General features: G+C 38.8%; 20 protein-coding genes. 6 read left to right on the top strand and 14 right to left on the bottom strand.

What is annotated here, in order from left to right; all coding sequences use genetic code 11:
• Window positions 1-126: 126 nt before the first annotated feature.
• The 5 genes from PT287_RS05020 to PT287_RS05000 form a co-directional block, all read right to left on the bottom strand.
• Entirely contained in the window at window positions 127-1,587 is a 1,461-nt protein-coding gene (locus PT287_RS05020) for a zinc-ribbon domain-containing protein (protein WP_277133130.1), read from the bottom strand.
• A gap of 17 nt (window positions 1,588-1,604) precedes the next feature.
• Entirely contained in the window at window positions 1,605-2,393 is a 789-nt protein-coding gene (locus PT287_RS05015; RefSeq protein ID WP_277133128.1) for a zinc ribbon domain-containing protein, read from the bottom strand.
• Between the two features lie 114 nt (window positions 2,394-2,507).
• On the bottom strand, window positions 2,508-3,119 hold the full coding sequence (locus tag PT287_RS05010; RefSeq protein ID WP_277133126.1) for an ECF transporter S component: 612 nt from the start codon (window positions 3,117-3,119) through the stop codon (window positions 2,508-2,510).
• 50 nt (window positions 3,120-3,169) lie between these two features.
• Entirely contained in the window at window positions 3,170-4,129 is a 960-nt protein-coding gene (locus PT287_RS05005; protein ID WP_277133124.1) for an alpha/beta hydrolase, read from the bottom strand.
• Complete coding sequence (locus PT287_RS05000; RefSeq protein WP_277133122.1) at window positions 4,119-4,922, bottom strand: DUF4931 domain-containing protein; 804 nt, start codon at window positions 4,920-4,922, stop codon at window positions 4,119-4,121. Before PT287_RS05000 ends, PT287_RS05005 begins: the two co-directional genes overlap by 11 nt.
• Before the next feature lie 215 nt (window positions 4,923-5,137).
• Here PT287_RS05000 and PT287_RS04995 point away from each other — a divergent pair, with 215 nt between their 5' ends.
• On the top strand, window positions 5,138-6,349 hold the full coding sequence (locus PT287_RS04995; protein WP_277133120.1) for a L,D-transpeptidase family protein: 1,212 nt from the start codon (window positions 5,138-5,140) through the stop codon (window positions 6,347-6,349).
• A gap of 104 nt (window positions 6,350-6,453) precedes the next feature.
• Window positions 6,454-7,134, top strand: coding sequence for a hypothetical protein (locus tag PT287_RS04990; RefSeq protein WP_277133119.1), 681 nt, complete (start codon window positions 6,454-6,456; stop codon window positions 7,132-7,134).
• 138 nt (window positions 7,135-7,272) lie between these two features.
• Here PT287_RS04990 and PT287_RS04985 read toward each other — a convergent pair whose 3' ends face one another.
• Window positions 7,273-8,766, bottom strand: a complete 1,494-nt coding sequence (locus tag PT287_RS04985; RefSeq protein WP_277133117.1) for a peptide MFS transporter — start codon at window positions 8,764-8,766, stop codon at window positions 7,273-7,275.
• Window positions 8,767-8,909: 143 nt separating this feature from the next.
• Window positions 8,910-11,438: a M1 family metallopeptidase gene (locus PT287_RS04980; protein WP_277133116.1), complete on the bottom strand. Its 2,529-nt coding sequence runs from the start codon at window positions 11,436-11,438 to the stop codon at window positions 8,910-8,912.
• A 169-nt stretch (window positions 11,439-11,607) separates the two neighbouring features.
• Here PT287_RS04980 and PT287_RS04975 point away from each other — a divergent pair, with 169 nt between their 5' ends.
• A complete protein-coding gene (locus tag PT287_RS04975) occupies window positions 11,608-11,964 on the top strand; it encodes an aggregation promoting factor surface protein (RefSeq protein ID WP_277133378.1) in 357 nt (118 codons plus the stop codon).
• Window positions 11,965-12,114: 150 nt separating this feature from the next.
• Here the strand turns inward: PT287_RS04975 and PT287_RS04970 are convergent, their stop codons facing one another.
• Window positions 12,115-12,384: a hypothetical protein gene (locus PT287_RS04970; protein WP_277133115.1), complete on the bottom strand. Its 270-nt coding sequence runs from the start codon at window positions 12,382-12,384 to the stop codon at window positions 12,115-12,117.
• A gap of 241 nt (window positions 12,385-12,625) precedes the next feature.
• Window positions 12,626-13,030: a type II toxin-antitoxin system HicB family antitoxin gene (locus PT287_RS04965; protein ID WP_277133114.1), complete on the bottom strand. Its 405-nt coding sequence runs from the start codon at window positions 13,028-13,030 to the stop codon at window positions 12,626-12,628.
• Between the two features lie 377 nt (window positions 13,031-13,407).
• Between PT287_RS04965 and PT287_RS04960 the strand changes: the two genes are divergently transcribed.
• A complete protein-coding gene (locus PT287_RS04960; protein WP_277133113.1) occupies window positions 13,408-13,683 on the top strand; it encodes a type II toxin-antitoxin system RelB/DinJ family antitoxin in 276 nt (91 codons plus the stop codon).
• A complete protein-coding gene (locus tag PT287_RS04955) occupies window positions 13,649-14,026 on the top strand; it encodes a hypothetical protein (RefSeq protein ID WP_277133112.1) in 378 nt (125 codons plus the stop codon). Before PT287_RS04960 ends, PT287_RS04955 begins: the two co-directional genes overlap by 35 nt.
• Window positions 14,027-14,165: 139 nt before the next feature.
• On the opposite strand, the gene PT287_RS04950 is transcribed toward PT287_RS04955, so the two are convergent.
• The 5 genes from PT287_RS04950 to PT287_RS04930 all read right to left on the bottom strand — a co-directional run bounded on the left by PT287_RS04950 (window position 14,166) and on the right by PT287_RS04930 (window position 18,850).
• The gene (locus PT287_RS04950) at window positions 14,166-14,981 is read right to left on the bottom strand and encodes an alpha/beta hydrolase (RefSeq protein WP_277133111.1); all 816 of its coding nucleotides are present in this window, start codon (window positions 14,979-14,981) and stop codon (window positions 14,166-14,168) included.
• Entirely contained in the window at window positions 14,978-15,739 is a 762-nt protein-coding gene (locus PT287_RS04945; protein ID WP_277133109.1) for a YibE/F family protein, read from the bottom strand. The genes PT287_RS04950 and PT287_RS04945 overlap by 4 nt, the downstream gene beginning before the upstream one ends.
• The gene (locus PT287_RS04940; protein ID WP_277133108.1) at window positions 15,736-16,851 is read right to left on the bottom strand and encodes a YibE/F family protein; all 1,116 of its coding nucleotides are present in this window, start codon (window positions 16,849-16,851) and stop codon (window positions 15,736-15,738) included. Before PT287_RS04940 ends, PT287_RS04945 begins: the two co-directional genes overlap by 4 nt.
• 113 nt (window positions 16,852-16,964) lie before the next feature.
• Entirely contained in the window at window positions 16,965-17,738 is a 774-nt protein-coding gene (locus PT287_RS04935) for a transcriptional regulator (protein ID WP_277133106.1), read from the bottom strand.
• A gap of 26 nt (window positions 17,739-17,764) precedes the next feature.
• The gene (locus PT287_RS04930; RefSeq protein WP_277133104.1) at window positions 17,765-18,850 is read right to left on the bottom strand and encodes a D-alanine--D-alanine ligase family protein; all 1,086 of its coding nucleotides are present in this window, start codon (window positions 18,848-18,850) and stop codon (window positions 17,765-17,767) included.
• A gap of 274 nt (window positions 18,851-19,124) precedes the next feature.
• Between PT287_RS04930 and PT287_RS10085 the strand changes: the two genes are divergently transcribed.
• Window positions 19,125-19,298, top strand: a complete 174-nt coding sequence (locus PT287_RS10085) for a hypothetical protein (RefSeq protein WP_348635276.1) — start codon at window positions 19,125-19,127, stop codon at window positions 19,296-19,298.
• The last annotated feature ends 336 nt before the right edge of the window (window positions 19,299-19,634 follow it).

Here is a 19,634-nt window from a genome sequence, read left to right as displayed (position 1 = left end):
TTAAAAATTTATCTGTACTATCTAACTAATACAATAGTATGTCGACCAGCAAAATGTCAAATAATAATCAAAAAAAAGACAAATCCTCTAATTTCTTTAGAAAGATTTATCTTTTTTAGTAATTATTTAATCATCATCTTCGCCAGACTTGTCAGTTTTATCACTGATAACTGTCCCGCCACCAATTGACTTAATCTTTTGTTGGTCACCGTCTTCTTGCAAGATTGCACCCTTGTAGAGCATTACCTGAGTGTGCTCATCGCCGTTATCTTTTTCAAAAGTATAGGTAATCTTGTAAACAACGCTGCTTGAATTATTAGGAGCTGGATTAATCGAAACAATGTCACAATCCATATCATAAGAAATTGTGGAATCATTGCGGTCAAAGCCCTTTAACATCTTGTGCAGTTCTTGATAACTGCTATTATCGCTGCCACCAATAAAGTCCTCACTTTCAGGATCGTTAAAGGCGCCCTTTAACAGGTCCTCCGCATCACTCTTACTGATTAGCCCCTTCCATTGCGGCTTCAAGATTACATTATTATTATCATCAAAGTCAACATCATCACTAGTGTTGTCATCGCTATCGCCATTATCAACGGCCTGCGCTAAGTCAGTAATCAGCTGCGACTTAATTGTCTGACTGCCAAAAGTGGTCGTAACATAGACCTCCATATTATCGGTAATCGGATAATTTTTGAAAACCTTAGTACCATTGCCGCTCAAAACACCAACTTTTTTATCATTGATATAGATAGTCCCACCGGGAACACTAGCAATTGAAAATGTCGCCGTCTTAATATTCATATTGATTGTTTTGTTCGACCAGACATTAACAGTCGAGTCGGCCTTGAGTTCACGACCAGAAACAACGGAGTCAACTTCAAGATGGTACTTACCTGGAAACAGCGACTGCAGTTTTTTATAATAACCATCCGCATTGCCCTTTACCTGACCATTAGACTTACCATTAACTAACACCCGAGTGTCACGGTGATTAGTCTCTATCTGTGGTGTATACGTATTAATGTGCAATGTATACTTAGGAAACAGCAACATGTAGCGGCCCGACTGCGTTAAGCTGATCTGACTTGTGCTGCCGCCAGCTTTTAAATTCATACTCAAGTTGTTAGCGGTTGTTTGGTGTGCTTGATAATACTTCTGTAACGGCTTCAGGGCATCATTAGTTACCTTAATATTATGGTCGTCGGTTGTTACATATTGTGCCATGCCCATCTGCGGGTTCTTCAAACTAACAATTATTTGGTCAATTTGATTATTACGGCTGTAATGGTTGCTGCCCCAGACATAAAAACCACCAAACAAGACAATTATAACTACTGCTAGCCACAAAGTAATTTTGGTTTTCTTTTTTAAAGGTTGCTTTTTGGGTACTGCTACCTGACTAACCTGCTGACGTGATTTGGGTTCAGCGCGCTTTTCATTAACGACTGGTTTTACTGATTTTTCTTTTACCTGCGGTTGACTAACTGCCACATTGGTTAGATCAGCGCCACAGTGCGGACAAAATTTAACTGTCGCATCTACCTGACTGCCACATTGTGGACAAAACTTCTTTTCTCCCATAATTAGTTCTCCCTAATTTATAACCTACTGAAATACGAAATAAACTGCAAAATAACAGTATTATAAACTACCACAGACCAAATCAGCCCAACAATAAAGCTAGCGGATAACGCAATCAGAAAGCCATACATCTTATCACGCACTGGATCAGGGTCACCCAATAAAGCAACTTGAAAGGCATCAGCAAAGATAGCAAAGCAAATCGAGCACAGCATCACCGCAAAAATCTTGCCGCCCATGCCCAACATCATAAAAATAAAGGCTGCCACAATCAAGATAATATTCAGGTTAGATGCCTGAACAGCATGATTACAAAATGAAATAAAGCTACGTCTTTGACCATAGATAAACAGATATGCCAGATACATCGCACCAGCAAAAGCAACTTCCAACAACATCACAAAAAATAAAACTTCAAGTGCCGTGCCAAAGGAAATTCCTGTAAAGACCGGTAATTGTTGCCCGTTAACATATTGACTGGAAATTCCGCTCATGCCAATATACAGGCCCAAAACAAATATTAAATCCTCAATTAATAGCGTCACTGCACCATACCAGTTAACACTCTCCTGCTCACTAAACGGATGCTGCCATGACTTGACAAACCAATGCCAATACTTTTGTAGTTGGTCATCAGAATTATGTTGCGTTGTTCTCCCAGCAGTACCTTGACTGCGATTGATTTCCGCTTGAATATCAGCACGATTAACCTGCTTTTGCGCAACTTGCCGAATATCTGCACCACAATTAGTGCAAAAGTTCACATCGGTATTCATTAATGCACCACAATTTGGACACTTTTTCATTTAATTTTCTCCCACTAATTAATTGGATTTTCTAACATATTTATTTTAGTATAGTTTTAACTGTAAAAAAAGAGTAGGAAATCTACTCTTGAATCTATTAAAGTTGCGGGTGTACTACCGCAATTTTTTCATAACCGTCTTCATTGGCGTGACAATAATCGGTGTGACAATTGCGGTGAAAATTGCTTCAATTAAGCCGTTCATCCCCAATGCCAAAATTAAAATCATAATTAATGGCGTCCCTGGCGCAAAGTGCCCCATGCTAGCTGCCAGCTTGCCATTACCCATAAAGATAATACTTGTCAGTAAGATTACCACGGCGGTGTTGGTCAAAGATGTGATTGCCCCAGCTAAAATGTATCCTAGTTCACGCGCCTTACCCGATTTATGTTCAAACAAGCGGCCAACTAACCCTGGAAATAATCCTGCTAGAATACTTGGTACTAGAGAAATAAAGACATTCTGAAATAACATCAAGCTGACAATATCTCCCGGCTGTGTGTATGCCTGAAATAAGCGCAATAATCCCCAGAAAAGACCAAAAAGGGTTCCTGCCTTAGGTCCCATCAATAAGGAATAAACAGCCACCGTCAGCGGAACGGTTGTGATTGCCGGTAATGTTGGTAAAATTCGGATATAGCCAATATTAGGAACGAAGGTCTGTAATAAAAAAATTGCAACAAATACGGCGGTAATCGCCAAATTGCGAGTTTCTTTTCTGTGCATATGTTTCTCCTTAATAAACAGTTTAAAGCATATTATACAATAATTATTTATCAGCACAAATTGCTTTTTTTAACTAAATTGACAACCTTAGCTATAGCCTGACGCGCTTCTGGTATTGGAAACAAAATAAAATCATGATCCATTTGTGCATATGTAACAACTGCAATATTTGAATTTGTCTCAGTAGCTCTTTTTTGTAGTTTTTGCGCGTCAATATTTAAAATATCATGTGTCCCAGTAAAAGCCACAATCGGGGGCAAATCATTTAAATTCCCTAAAAGTGGTCTAGTCATCACACTATTTCCGAGTTTTCCGGCATATAACCGCCCGCGCAACTGCAAGTCAGCTATTTTCAAAAGATGATCATTAGGTTGAATTAATTTCATCTGGGGATCATCAGTACGTACGTCAAGCCAAGGTGAAAACAAAAATGCTTGTTGCGGTTGCGGCAATTTTAATCTACTCAATTGCTCAAGCATTGCCAGAGCCAAACCGCCGCCTGCTGAATCGCCCATCATGATAATTTGCGTATCTTTAGGATACTTTTGACACAACATTCGGTATACATCTAAGACCATCTGATTAATGTCTTGTGCTGTAAACACCGGAATTTTGGGATAAATTGGCATGATAACTTGTGCTTGCAATTTATTGGCAAGTTTTGTCAAAAAATGATAATGAAAGAGGGTTGGCTGCTGCCAAAAACCACCACCATGTAAGTAAAAAATAACTCTATCATGTGCACGCGCATATTTAGTTAGACTAACAACGTCCCGATACTTCAGCCAGGGCTCAAAACCCATTTTGACAGCATAAGCTGGTATTTCATACGGCAGATTGCCATTCTTCACCGCAGCTTGATAGCTCTCAGCGGTTACTTCGGGAAATGGCTTTACTAATCGCAACGCCTGCTCTACTAATAAACTACTTAGGCTGCGACCATAAACTAACCGCGTTGCTTCTTTTACAACTAAACTTGAACCAATTATTTTAATTATTTTATTTTTCATAATTTGTACTTGAACCATTATCAAAAAAGCGGCGAAATTGCTTGGCCTCCTGCTGCAATGTCTGCTCATCATCAACCTGTGATAATTTATAACCAACAAAATACGCCGGTGCTTCAAAGCGCGAAATCAATTTAGCACAAACGCCACCATCTTGCCGCGGATAAAAGAATAAGTTGTACGATGTACAACGGCCGTTAAACATCACATTGAGCATGTACTTAACCCCACTCTGGATCCAATCAGCCCACAGGTCAAGTCCCGACAAGTTGAGCAAGTTAATATTTAACTCGTCATAGCCTTGGACGGGATGCGTGGCAATATTAACCGCAACTTCTTGATTATTGAATACAGAAATCCCGGCAAAGTTATCTTGATGAATATACTTATAACCATCCAAATGCTTTAACCCAACTAATTGCATGTGCGGATGCTCAAGAGAACCACCGGAACGTGTACCGTAATTTTTGTACCACAAGACAGATTGATACTCGCCGCTATCATTCATTTGCTTAAAACATGTGAGAGCAAAGCGCATGAGCTTACGATTATCATCTGGAGCATAGTTAGCAATATCGCCATTATGGTCGCTCGACTCAATCAAAACCGTCTGGACCGTATCGCGTAAAGTCGGAAATTTATTATGCAGCCAGATCATCTCCCCCTGCTTTTCGTAAATATCAGTTAATTGGTCAACCGCACAAAATGGACAGACCGGCTTGCGCGGTGTTTTACGGTATGAATGAGGCTTACCCTTGGCAACTCCTAATTCAAAAACTAACGGTTCACTTTCCATCTTCTTCCTCCTATAATTATAATTTACGGTCTAATGTTATGTATTATAAGTTAATCTTTCCCAACTAACAAAAATTATTCTATAATTAATTAAGAAAATATCGAATTATTATCGTAGATAATTAGCTTTATTGATGAATTTTACTATGCTTGTAACAGATGATAAACTGTAACAGCAATCTTCTTACAGGTATTTTATTTATAGTAGGTAAATTTATGCAATCACGAAAAAACTTAAAAAAATACAACCACCGCAATAATCTCTACCTAGTTATTGTCGGCGTTATTTTGATTTTGGGTGTTATTTTTGGTGTAGTTTTATATAACAACCATGTGGCCTCGCAAAAACGGGCGCGCGAGTTTGCCGTTAATCACTTTAATCCTAACGTCACTATTTATGGTGTAAAAGTTGGCAACTTAACCGTCAATAAGGCAACTACAAAGATTAATGCCCGCGCTAATAACATGGTGCTACTTGAAAACGGCAAGGTAACTATTGAGCGTGATCCCAGCATCAACACAATTGACGAGGACACAGTAAGTGGTTATTTCAAGAAGCAACATACAGAAATGCCCAACAAGCAGTCCCGCACTTATGACTCTAAGCAGTTATCAGCTGCCGCTAAAAAGCTCAAGGCAATCAGCAAGACAACCATTACTTATCAAGTCGCTGGCAAAAATTACAAATTACCGGCTAAAAAGATGATTAACCAGTTATCTTTCAAAAACAACAAGTATTCCTTTACTAACGTTGAGAATTTAACTGCTAAACTTAACCAAATCGACAGTAAAGTTTCCACTCTTCACAAGAGCTACAAGTTCGCCGTACCAAGTAAGAATAAACTCAATCAGACCAAAATTATGGTCAAGAACCAAAGCTACGGCTGGGGCGTTTACGTTAAAAAGGCCCAAGCAGCAGTTGAGCAAGCTTACCTTAATCAGACTAAGACAGTTGCTGGTCAGAATTATATTTATGGCCTTGGCTACAGCACTTACGGCCTTGGTTATGGTAAGAAAAATTCCGGTATTGGTGACAATTATATTGTCGTTTCTCTTAAAAATCAGGAAGTCTGGATTGTCCGCAAAGGTAAACTGGCTGTCCATCTGAATGACGTTGTCACGGGAACTAAAGACGGTGGCAAGGGCAACAGAACACCACAAGGAGTGTGGTACATCCAGTATAAGCAGTCGCCGGCAACTTTGCGCGGCCGCAATGATGATGGTTCTAAATATGCTTCCAAAGTTAGGTACTGGATGCCATTCACGTTGAGTGGCTGCGGCTTGCATGACGCCAGCTGGCGCACCGACTGGAGCAAGAAGGCATATTTACGTGGTGGTTCACACGGCTGCGTCAATATTAAACCAAGTGAGATTAAACAAGTTTGGCACAACGTGATTAAACACGAAGCCGTTATTGTTTATAACTGAACCTCAGAAGACCAATAATTATAGCAACCCTTTTTATTTATTTGTATTGCTTAATTTGTAAAGTTGGTATAATAAAATCAAAAAAGAAAGGACTGAGTTAATTAATGGTTAAAAGATTAAATATTGAAAAAATGCAACGTTTACTTGATCAAGACAAAGAAAGAATGGCCAAGCAAGAACAATCTACTAAGACAGTTGCTGAAGATTTTACTAAGGATATGAAGATTACTGATCATTTTATCGACCGAGCCCAAGAACGTTTTGGCGTGAAAAATTTTCATGATGCAGCACGCAATTATGCTTATGTGATGTCATGGGTAACCGATTTGTTGAAAAATTACGATGATTTTGCCGTGAGTGATAATGATCAGAATAATTTGCTGATAACATGTGGTGCTGTAATCATTATTTATGATCAAGAAAAGAGAACTTGCGTTACGTGCTATCCGCTAACGTATAATCGTTATGCTAAAGAGTATGATAGCCTTGAAACAGCGGTGTTAAAGGCAAGTTATCAACTTGATGACTTTGATCGTAATTACATTACCTCAGTGTTTATTAATCGTTATTATCAGGATGTTAATACGTATGCTCAAGAGTTGTCTAATTTACATCAAGAATTGGCGGATTTATACGCAGAACAGGCTAAGTCTAAGCAACAATTATTCTTGGATGCTAAACAAGAAATAATTACTCAAAAGCTGTCCCTAATCCACGCGATAGAAGACAAATTAAACAATATTCATCGTGTTGCCTTTAATATTAAGTACAAAAGCAAAGATTAGGCATATTTACGTGGCGGCTCGCATGGCTGCGTCAATAATATTAAACCAAGTGAGATTAAACACGAAGCTGTTATTGCTTATAATTAAAAAAATACCCGTTAGCTATTTGAACTAACGGGTATTTACTTGCGATTGATTCTAGTGAACACCGGCCATTAAGCTGTCGATTTTCTTAACTAAAAAGAACATCAACAAACCTAACAGGATGCTTACACCACCAACAATCAAGAAATATTGAATTTCTGTACTAGCAGAGAAGTACTTAACTATTTGCGAGTTAACTGCTTGTCCTGCGGCATCAGCTAAGAACCACATGCTCATCATCTGTGAGCTGTAAGCAGCTGGCGCCAACTTGGTCGTAACTGATAAGCCGATTGGTGAAATCAGCATTTCCCCAATTTCAACGATAAACCATGAACCTACAAGCCAAAACGGACTAACGCGGCCTGCGGTACCATAGAGCATCCCCGGAAACGCCATTACAATATAAGATAAACCAGCAAAAATCAAGCCCCATGAAAATTTACCAGCAGCACTCGGTTGCTTCTTCCACTTACTCCAAAGCCAAACAAAGAATGGCGTCAGAATCATGATAAAGAGTGGATTAAGTGTCTGGAAGTTAGCTGTCGCAAAATGCCAATTGCCAATGTGAAGAACTGTCCTCTCTTGCGCAAACAAGGCCAAGACAACTGAACCTGACTCCTCAATTCCCCAAAAGACTGCCGCAGCGATAAAGAGTGGAATGTATGCCAGAACACGTGAATGCTCAACTTTGGTCACCTTTTTACTACGCAGCATTACTGCAAAAAGATAAATCGGTAGTAAAATTGCGACAATTGTAATCAATAAGATGATATTAGCAATATTTAATTGACTGCAAGCTGCCATGATGCCTAACAGTACTACAACAGCAACAATTGCTAGCACTGACTTTTGCAAAATTTTAACTAAGCTTGCATGATCGATTGGATCAGTTGGCAATAAGCTATCGTTTGACAGATATTTCTTCCCGCCGAAATAATATTGCATTAAACCAAAGAACATCCCAATTGCAGCTAGTGAAAAGCCGGCATGGAAGTTCATCTCATTGCCAAAGAGGTGCATGCCAAAGCCATTAGCAGCCCACGGCACTAAAATTGGTGAAATTGCAGAACCTAAGTTTATCCCAAAGACAAACATGCTAAAACCAGCATCGCGGCGACGGTCACTTTCAGAGTAAAGGCCACCAACCATGTCAGAAACATTGGGCTTTAATAGACCTGTACCTGCCACAATCAAGGCAATTGAACTATAAAGTGCTACCAAGCCCATGGGCAAGGATAACACGATATGACCAAACATAATTAAAACGCCACCGATAAAGACCGTCTTGCGCGGACCCCAGACCCGGTCAGACAACCAACCGCCGACAATATTGGACAGGTAAACTAACGAGCCATAAATTGACATCACCGAAGCAGCGGTGGTTTGGTTCATGCCCAACCCGCCCTGACTTACTGCATAATACATGTAGAACAACAAAATTGCTCGCATGCCATAATAACTAAACCTTTCCCACATTTCAGTGAAAAAGAGCGTTGACAACCCTTTAGGTTGGCCAAAGAACGCTGTGTCGATATTTTTTTCCTTCATTGATTAAAATTAAACCCCTTTAATTTAAGCTGTACCTTACAATTATACAGCTAATGTTAATAAAAATTAAATCTTATACTCACAATGAGCAAAAAAAGAGCATTACTCCTAAAAAAAGTAACGCTCTTTAGTTTTAATCAAATCTATGCTTCTTTAATTGCCTGATTGACAGCAGCTTTTTCTGCTTCAACTAGATCTGCCTTAGTGGTAATTACTCTAGTGTCCATGTTGATTTCACGGCCCAAGCCCGGTTGGTCAATCTTAGGCTCAAAGAAGGCTTTAAACTCATCAAGTCGTTCTGGTGTATGGAACACTCTTGAGGTAACAGTAATGTAAGTAGTAAATTCCATGTCGCCACCGACTGTCTTCTCTAGCCATGACCACTGATCACGCAGCCAATCCCAAGCAGCTTGCTCACCTAATGGGTTACCTAAGATATTGTAGTACCATGTCCGTAAGTCTTGCGGCTTAATTACATCAGCATCTTCAAAGTCAGTAACAATTTGCTTGATTTCGTCAGCGTTCTTGGTGCTGGTAACTGCTGAAAGCAAGTCTGCCTTGTAATAAGGATCAACTACTGTCTGGTATTCCTTGATTAAGCGAGCAACTAAACCAGCCTCATTGTAATTCTTGACCTCATTAATCAAAACGTATGGCCGCACAGATGCTTCAATAGCCGACAGATCATCTTGGTGTTTTACAAAAATTTCATGTCCTGCGGCAATTGCAGCTGCATTATCTGCGTACAAAGCAGCAGAAAGTTCAATTGGCCGCATTTGCAAGTCTGCACTACTATCGTCTGCCTTAACTTCCCAGCCCAAACGCTCAACTTGCTTAGCCGATAATTGATTAAAGAAGGACTTCAAGTTCTTTTCTTCAGCTGAATTTGGTGTAACAAACTTGCGTAATTGTCTAGCAGAGCTAAACAAAGAGTTAATAACAATATTTGACTTAGAACCTGCAAATTTTGGTAATAATGGCACAATTTCAGCGTAAGAAATTTGCTTACCTTCTGCCAATAACCCTAAGTCTTGCAATAATTGTAATTCATCAACCGGCTTAAGATTGCTCAAGTCATTCATAATATCGGCCATCAAAGTTTCATCGTAGTTAACAATAAAGTGTGAGCTGTTGCCAACATTCAAGCGTAAAGCATGACCAGCTTCAGCGCGTAATGCCTTATAGTCACCCAAGTCGACTTCTTGCTCTGTCATAATTTGTGGTGCCTTAAAGTTAGCATTTAGTGGAATTGCCCAAGTACGGCCAACTTCCTTGCCTTCACCAACAAAGAATTGCTTTTGACTCAACAGTAAGTGACCATTATCAGCAACGCGTGCGCTAACAACTGGGTAACCCGGTTGATCAAGCCAAGTGTGCATAATCTTACCAATATCAAGATCGGTTACTGTTGACAAGGCGTTCCACAAGTCATCACCTGTGGCATTGCCAAACTTGTGGTTGTCAAAGTAATACTTGAGGCCCTTACGCAAAGCATCGTCACCCAATAACTTACGGACCATGACCAACATTCTTGAACCCTTGGCATACACAATTGCCCCATCAAACAATGAGTCAATGTCTGCTGGGTGTTCTACATTAACGTGAACTGATTGGACACCATCAGTTGCATCCCGATTCAAAGCTAACGGAACTTCACCAGTCTGGTACATGTTGTTCCAAACATCCCAACTAGGCTCCATTGCATCAACTGACAGGTACATCATCATGTTGGCAAAACTTTCGTTTAACCATAGATCGTCCCACCACTTCATCGTTACGAGGTCCCCGAACCATTGGTGAGCTAACTCGTGTGTGATTACACTGGCAACATAACCCTTTTGTTCAACTGTAGCATTGTCTGGGTCAAGTAAAATTGCGGCTTCACGATAAGTAACTAAGCCCCAATTTTCCATCGCACCTGCAGAAAAGTCAGGTAAAGCCAATTGCCATGAGTGGGCCAACGGATATTTGGTTTGGTAAAATTCTTCGTAAAATTCAATTGCACGTTTAGCAATATCCAAGGCAAAGTCTAATTCCTTAGCCTTGTGGGCCTTAGTAGCAAATACCCCAACCTTAACGCCATCTTTAGTTTCCGTTAATTTGGATTGCAATTCACCAAAGGCGAAGGCAACCAAGTAACTGGACATTCTCACTGACTTTTCAAAGTAGTGCACGCCATTTTCAACTTTGATTTCTGGCATGTTGGCAATAGTTGTCTCGCCTTCATGTTCATCATACTTAATCGCTAAGCTAAATGTGGCTTTTGCTTCTGGCTCATCAACACATGGAAATGCCTGTCTTGCGGCAGTTGTTTCAAACTGGGTACCAATAATCTGCTTTTTAACACCATCAAGCATGTAATATGATGGATAAATCCCCATCATAGTATCAGTTAATGGTGCACTATAAGCAATCGCAACCGTAACAGTTCCTGTCTTACCTAAGTCAATCTTAATTGCTTCTTTATCGTCATCAACAGTAAATGGCACGTCCTTGCCGTCTTCTTTAACTGACGCAATCTTCATGTACTTTTGGTTGACTAAAATTGTATCTTCAAGTGCCTCACCAGTAATGGTTGAAGTACCAGTTATCGTCTTTTTTTCACGGTCAACATCAATGAATAAATCGTAATGTTCTGGGTGAAAAGTTTCATAAAAATGTTTTACTGACATAATTGCCTCCTGAATTAATCATTATTATAAATTCTACCAAAAATGTACAAAAATAACATTAAAACTTGATTGTAAGGGCCATGTGTCATTTCTGTAACAGCAATGAAATATTGCTAGTGTATTATAGCTAACAGTAAAAAGACTAACGAATTACGGGGAATAAATAAATATAATGGAAAAAACAAAAACTTTTATCTACAAATTAATCGCGGCTTTAGCGCTGGCATGTAGCTTTACTGCCGTTATCCAAACAACAACTGGCAATACTTCGCAAACTGTTCAAGCTGCTCGTAAGTTATCCAAAACTGAAAAGGCAGCTAAGAATTGGATTGCAATGCAAGAGTCCGGTGGTAACTACTCCGCAAGAAATGGTTCTTGTTACGGTAAGTACCAATTAAACATTAGCTACTTACACGGCAATTATTCGAAAAAGAACCAAGATAAAACTGCTGACAATTATGTTTACAGTCGCTATGGTTCGTGGGTTAACGCCAAAAGATTTTGGTTAGCTCACAGCTGGTATTAAATAGAATTTTTATTAATTCCCTCAATAAAAAGCAACTTAGCAATTAACTAGGTTGCTTTTTTTATAACCAAGTATTCATATTTGATTATTTTTAATAAACAAAAAGCTGCACTTCCCTACTTGGAAATGCAGCTTTTTTGCTTAATCATTTTACGCTCTGTGCGTTCTGTGCCGTAATAAGTGAGCCTCAACTTTTCTCGTTTTAATCCAACTAGCGAAGAAGGCAAACCCAAAAATCATCATGGCGATTACTGCCATACAGATGATTAAGTTAGCATTATTAGCGATTGTTTGCTCGTCTGCTAAAAAGTTGCTTGACTCATTAACTTGATTGCATAACCCAAAGAACAACATGATTAAACTGCTCACTGTCAGTAAGCCATTAATTGCTGTCAATAGTTTTATCTTTAATAACTTCAAAAAATCATGTCCTTTCTTTCGATATAAATATTTGCATTATATACCCTCTGGCAAAAATTGCAAGTCTTTAGCTTAAATAATTCCAGAAAATATGTTATACCTACTTTTTACACAAATTAAAGGACACTTTTACAACATTAATTTTTGTTTAACAGCTTATCTTTATGGTTGGACACTTTATCTTGTTGATGAATACCTTATGATATTACAGCACATGTCCCTTATTCACAGTATAAACAAGTTATTTTTCTTGCAAAATGGCGTTAGTCAATAATGATGAAAAATTCAATTTTAATTTTTTAGCTTTACGATCAGCCCACTGGGGAATAGTCAACGTCTTTTTTACCAACTTATCATTGTTTAAGTACATTGACACATTTGTTCTAATTAAAGTCGCAAAGGAACCATCAGGGACTTTAAGCTCCTCTATTTTTGAAGGAGAGTTAAACGGATCACCACTTTCTATATAGTCAGCTAAAGTTAATCCTAGAGCTTCCTCAGCCATCTCAATTCCATAAGAAATATTATCCGTATTGATTCCAGTAAAAGCACCTTGAATATCAGGAAATTCAATTAAGTAACCACCGTTATCTTCTGGTGTAAAAATTGCAGGATAAACTAAAAACAACTTGGTTTTTTCACTCATAAAGCCTTCTCCTTTCAAAAGGTAACAATAATACTAACAAGTTTCAAGTTCAATTGTAGCAAGTATAACACGTATTAATAACTACTTAACAGGCAAATTTAGTTATAGGGATGTTTATATGCATCCATTAAAGCAAATAGACTGTCTTAGATTCTAATCGAAGCTACTAAGTATTACATGAATTAGCTCAAAACTTATCTAAGAATTAAGTCTCAAGTCACTGCAGCTAAATTAAATACCATAGGAATTTGCTAAATTTTAATTAGTTGCTAAAATTATTAAATCTGATTACTTTTATATCAAATTTGATGATAAAATGATATAATAATGCTACAAGCAGTTAGGAATTTCTAATACAAAATCGCAAAGGTGAAATCATGAAAACATTAGTAAAAAAGAAAGTACAAGTACAAGTAGATAGCAATTTAGCTAATGAAGCCAGTCAGATTTTTAGTGAGTTAGGAATGACTCCAACCACAGCAATTAATATGTTTTACAAGCGTGTTGTTGCAGAAGGTGGTTTACCTTTTGATGCTAAATTGACCCGGCATGAGAAGGCATCTCTATCATTAGCTAATGCTGTTAAATTACTTCCTGTACAGAAGGTGAGAAGTAAAGATGAGTATAACAGATGGGTCGAAGAAGACGATTAGTTTTAATCAGAATGACATTATAAATGCCTATGTCACTTATTTTGAAAGTGATGGTGGTAAACACAGACCTGCTTTAATAGTTGGAGTGGACAATGAACGTACCATAGATGTGCTTAAAATAACTTCTAAATATAAGGGAAAGTCGCCTGCAATCAAAGCACACCGTTATCCTTTAAAGGACTGGCAAATTGAGGGCTTAGATAAAGAATCCTATGTTGATATTTTAGCTATGCAAAAAATTTATCTTCCAGACCAGCACCACATAGTTAAACGTGGTATTATCACAGATAATGACATGGAAGGATTGGCTAAATTTATCATAAACTATTCTAAATCAAACTAGCAAAAAGCCAAGTAAAGAATATATATATATATCAAAAATCCGCTAGAACATGAAAGTTTTAGCGGATTTCTTGTTGTTTAATGTCAAGTCTTTCCCAGACACTTTTTCTTTAAATTATTAGCAGATTGCTCTTTTTAAATTACCATTCACTTGTCAGCCACTCTTGCGCTAAGTCAAACCAATGTCCCGCGTGCGGATTTTCCTGCCATTCACGACCCTTGGTTACCATGTCGCCTCGTGCCAGCGAAAAGCCATGTCCACCCCGATTGAAAAGGTGAATTTCACATGGCACACCTTGAGCATGCAGCGCTGCCGCATATTCCAAAGTATTGGTGACTAATACAACGGGATCATCCCACGCATGAAAGATAAAAGTTGCCGGCGTTTCACGTGTAACACTCAACGCACTATCCTGAAGATATTTATCCTCCGGCACCATGCTTTCCTCATCTTCAGGGACATCAAAGCCGATCTTATTAACATCAATCAACGGATAACCCAAGATTGTTTTATTGGGAACAACGTCCTGGCAAGCAAAGTTGTACTTTGCCTGATACTTACTTGAAGTCGCAAAATCATTGGCAATGCTGGCAACGTGACCACCAGCAGAAAAGCCAATTGTAACTATTTTTTCTGGATCAATCTGATATTCCACCGCATGCTCGCGATAATATTTAATCGTCGCTAAAACATCTAGCCCAGCATCAGGATAAATGTCGCCATCATCTTGGACCAAGTTATAATCCATGACAACACTATTGAAGCCGCGATTATTGAAGGCTAAAGCAACTGGCTCACCTTCGCGTTTAGACAAATGGTCAAAACTGCCACCAGGAATTACTACAGCCAGCGGTCGCTTTGCCGTGACTAAATCACCAATATCTCCCAGAGTATAAGTATGAATTTTAAATTCACGGCCATTAAAGTTAGTTAGAGTTTTATCTTCTATCTTCATTTTTTCACCTCACGTTTTGCCATTCCTCGTGCCAAAAATGCAGTTGACAGCGGAACAATTAATAAGACACCAATTAGCGAATACATAATAATTAACGCTTCATTGACGAATAATTTTTCATTTAGCACTTCACCCAGCGTGTAATGCAAGCGGAAATACCATAAGAATAATGAAAGGAAACTGCCAAACATCCCAAACAATATGGTGTTCATTGCTGTCCCTAGCACATCCCTGCCGATTTTACCGCCGCTAGTTAATAGCTCGTGTTGGCTAATATCGGGATTGTGCTTTTTTATTTCTAATAGCCCTGAACTCATTGCCACCGCGGCTTCCGCGACCGCACCTAATGTCGAAAAGATTGCCACCGCAACTGCAATCAGCGGGTAACTCAATCCCGGCATCTGTGACAAGCCAACTAGCACCTCACCAGCTTCAGGTCCTAGTCCTGCAGCTTGCGCCAACCATTCAAAGCCTAAAATCAGACAACTATCGATTAGGCAAACAATCAACGCTGAATAAAATGAATTTTTAGCAACTTGATAATCATGCGTGCCTAAATAAATGATTGTTACTAATTTTAACGGAATAAATATCAAAATCAAGACAGGAATACTGATCCCCCACGAAATAAAAATCGCTAGTAAAATCAGCAGCAATGTATTAATTAATACACTAAAGAAGCTGCGAATACCAGTTTCGCCACCAATTAGCGTCATTAAAACTGCTAACACAATAATTAGCGCCATTAATGTACTCATTTGTCAGTCCCCGCCTTCCATCTTTTATCTTCTAAAAACAGTAGGCTGCAGCCGGTCGCAAAGACGACCGTTAATACAATTCCAATTGCGGAAATGACGCTTTGTGTTACTCCTAACGACAAGGTAAAGCCGAAAGCCGAGTTTAGACTGTTATTATCACGCAAATAAATAATTGTCATGGGCAGCGCTTCTGACATAAAAATCAATACCAAAACATTAATTAGTGGCCCCATGATTTCTTGGCCCATTGTTCGACCACTCATTATCATTTGCTTAGCCGTTAAATCCTTCTTAGTCTGAACCAACTCGTACAAACTAGAAATAATATCCGTGGCTTCATCCATAACGGCGCCCAAGATGCCGAGTAAGGTTTGGGCTAAGAAAATCCCCCGCGGATCTTGCGTTGCATAGTCGCCAGTTTCGTACTTGATTTCCGACTCTCCCGTAACATGCATAATTAAATAACAGAGCGCAAAGGAAACAAACACCCCAAGTAAAGTCGCCAGCCATGTTGCCAGCATCTTGCGATTAAGTCCTTGAACGATTAACAGACTGAAAAAGGAAAAGACAACATCTGCCAAGCCAAACAGCAGAATAATATAGGAACCATTTAGCTTTACATCACAGATAATCACAAGATAAAAAAGCCCCCAGCTCAAGGCCATAGAAACAACTAGGCCCAGTGATTCTTTCCCTGCAACGATGACCATCAAGACAATTGTTACCGTTAGTGCCAAGACCAAGACCCAATCACGTTTGGGATTCTTGATTGCGGGATCACCGCTCCTGATACTAACCAAAACGCGTTGCCCCGCGCGGTATTTTTGCGTTACCATCTGTGACGGATAATAAATATTAGGCGTCGTAAACGTGCGGCCGCGATATTTGCCAGATAAAATCTTGAGGTGCAAGACTTGTTTTCTAGTTTCATCGTGATTGTTGTACACGTCACGATTTTTCTGCACTAATGTGTCCTTAATTGTGCGATCCGTAATCACCGCCACATCATCTTTACTATAAATTGTAGTTGCAAAATAGGTGCAAGCTGTTAAGACTAACCCAATAATTGCTATAATTAACGCCACCCAGTAGCGCCGCTTGATTTTTTTCAACTTAATCATCCTATCTATTCGTCTACTGTAACGCAAAGTTGCTACTTACGGCGTAAATTTTAGTTAATTTTAACAAGAAAAAACGACTTTTAACTAAAAGCCGTTTTTTTGTATTACATATTAATAAATCGTTGCCACCAGTGTGCTTTTTCTGGTTCTACCTGCATATCCTGCAACGTTCGATAACTGTTAGAATCGGCGTGCTTTTGCGCATTTTCCTTAGCTTTAGACAAAATCTCTTCGTGAAGCTGCTGACTAGACTTTGCTTCATCACGTCCAACTTGCGCCCGTTTTTCCGCTACTGTCAGTGGTTTTTCTTCTTGCGTTATAGGCGAAATTGGCTCCTGCATGTCGTCATCATCATCAGTTACAATTCCAGAAATGTCTGGTAGAGTACTAAAATCCTGCTCATCTTTAGTAGCTGGCTGCTTCATCTGGTCTTGCTTAGCTAACAATTCCTTATTCTGCTGTTCAATCCGATTAAGTTGCGCTTGTAAATCCTTAATCGCCGTATTCTGCTGACTAATTGTCTGTTGCAATGCATTTAGCAGTTTGACTGCTTGCGGCGTTGTCATTACTTCTCGCTCAGCAGAGGTAGTACCGATTTCCTCATCACCCTTATCACTAACGGAGTAAATTTGTCTAGCTGCTTCCTGCAGGGTCAAGCCATTATTTTGTGCTAATTTATGAAAATCATCTAAGTCCTGCACGTCTTGCTTACTATAAAGCCGTGCCCTCTGCTTAGTTCTGGCATAATAATCAGGCTTGCCCGTAATCCGCTCAACAATCAGCGAATACTTGCGCAAAGTTGCCACACTAATATGCAGCTGACGCGCCGTAGCAGCTGGCGCCGTTAGTTCTTCAAAGTTATGCTTATCACTCGTCATCTTGTGTTCTCCCTAGCACTAAGTGATTAACCAATTTTATGTAATAATGTCTTCTTATGATTGTAACGTTCAATCCCTTCATCAATCAAACGTGTAATCAGCTCGGTGTAAGGAATACCTGCTTCTTCAAATAGCTTAGGATACATACTAATGTTAGTAAAGCCCGGCAAAGCATTAATTTCAGTCAAAATTATCTTGTTGTCACTGGCGCGTAAGGTGGAGTCAACCCGAGCCATACCACTACATTCGGTTGCTTGATAAACCTTGACGGCATTATCACGTACTTTGGCAACAATTTCCTCAGGCAAGTCAGCCGGAATTTGTAATTTTGAAGTTGAATTGTCATCATACTTGTTATCGTAACTGTAAAAAGTCCCGGCAGCGTTAATAATCTGACCAACACCAGACACAATTGGGTGATCATTACCCAAAACTGCGGTTTCAACTTCGGTACCATGAATCGTTTCTTCAATTAAGACCTTGTCGTCATACTTAAAGGCATCAGCTAGGGCATCATTGAACTCAGCTTCATTAGTTACATGGTGTACACCAACAGATGAACCTTGGTTAGATGGCTTAACAAATAAGTCGCCGCCAAGTTTAGCACTAACCTTGGCATAATCACGCTTAGGATTAGCTGCATCGTCATATTCAAACCGTTTAATAGCAACCCAATCAGCCACTGGTACACCAGCACGTTGTGCTAAAATCTTGGTAAATTCCTTATCCATAGTGACTGCAGCAGCCAAAACGTCATCGCCAACAAACGGCTTATCCAAAATCCGGAACAAACCTTGCAAACTACCATCTTCGCCCAAATTACCATGAACAATTGGGAAGAAAACATCAATTTCCGGTAAGTTAGCTAATTCACACAGGTTAGACAGATTGGCTACCTTGTGTGGATTGGCTACCGTATATTTAGGGTCATCAAGGACCTTAAACGAGTCCTCTTCGCTTGCAATAAATCCATCGTTAGTAATCCAAATTGGATGTACTTCGAACTTTTCTTTATCAATTGCCTTATAAATGTTATGGCCTGATACGATTGAAACTTCATACTCCGATGAATTACCGCCAAAAATTAAACCAACTTGTGTTTTCTTAGTCATTATTTTACCTCTTAATTATTATTATCAACTATTAATTATACGGCATTAGCTAGTAGAAATAACTTAAATTAAAGTAATTTTAGAAATATTTTGATAGATTAAAAAAGGCAAACTAGTTTTTCCTAATTTGCCTTTGATTTCAATATCTAACCTGTCCGCAATATTTTGTTATTAAATTATATATTGATAATAAACAATTATATTTGTATAATTACTTCAAAGATGAATAAAGCTAAAGGGCGGTGGCTGTTTAATTCCAAGGAGATGGTTGCCTATGGAAACATGGAGCAAATTGTTGAAAGGTGTAGCAGCTAGTGAGTGTTTACGAAGCATTAATGCTGATGTTTACATTCGGTATGTTTATACTTGCGTTGTTGTCGTATATCGACAAGCACGACAAAAAATAAGTGTACTAAAAAAGCCGTCCTATACTTTAGCAGGTTTGTGACGACTCTTTAGTCAAAATAATCTTGCCACCGTCTTTTAAGCGGAAACATCTTTTAAGAACCAAGCTGTAACTTGGTTCTTTTTCTTTATACGAATATTTTAGCATATTAATTCTTGAAAATAAAACGTTAAATATGCTAAAAAGACGTCCTATACTTTTGGCGAGTTATGACGACTTTTTTAGTCTAAAATAATTTTGCCACCGTCTTTTATGTGGGAACATAATTATTATAACAGATAAAGTTCCAAATTAAATTAAAAAATCAGTTTAACGTGATTAAGTTAATATGCAATAATTGATATAATGATATTATTCAACCAAATTACTTTTACAAAG

Origin of the sequence: Lactobacillus sp. ESL0679 (assembly GCF_029433515.1) — a bacterium.
Classification (GTDB): Bacteria; Bacillota; Bacilli; order Lactobacillales; family Lactobacillaceae; genus Lactobacillus.
The sequence above is the reverse complement of the archived record's forward strand: the minus strand, read 5'-3'. Positions and strand labels throughout refer to the sequence as shown.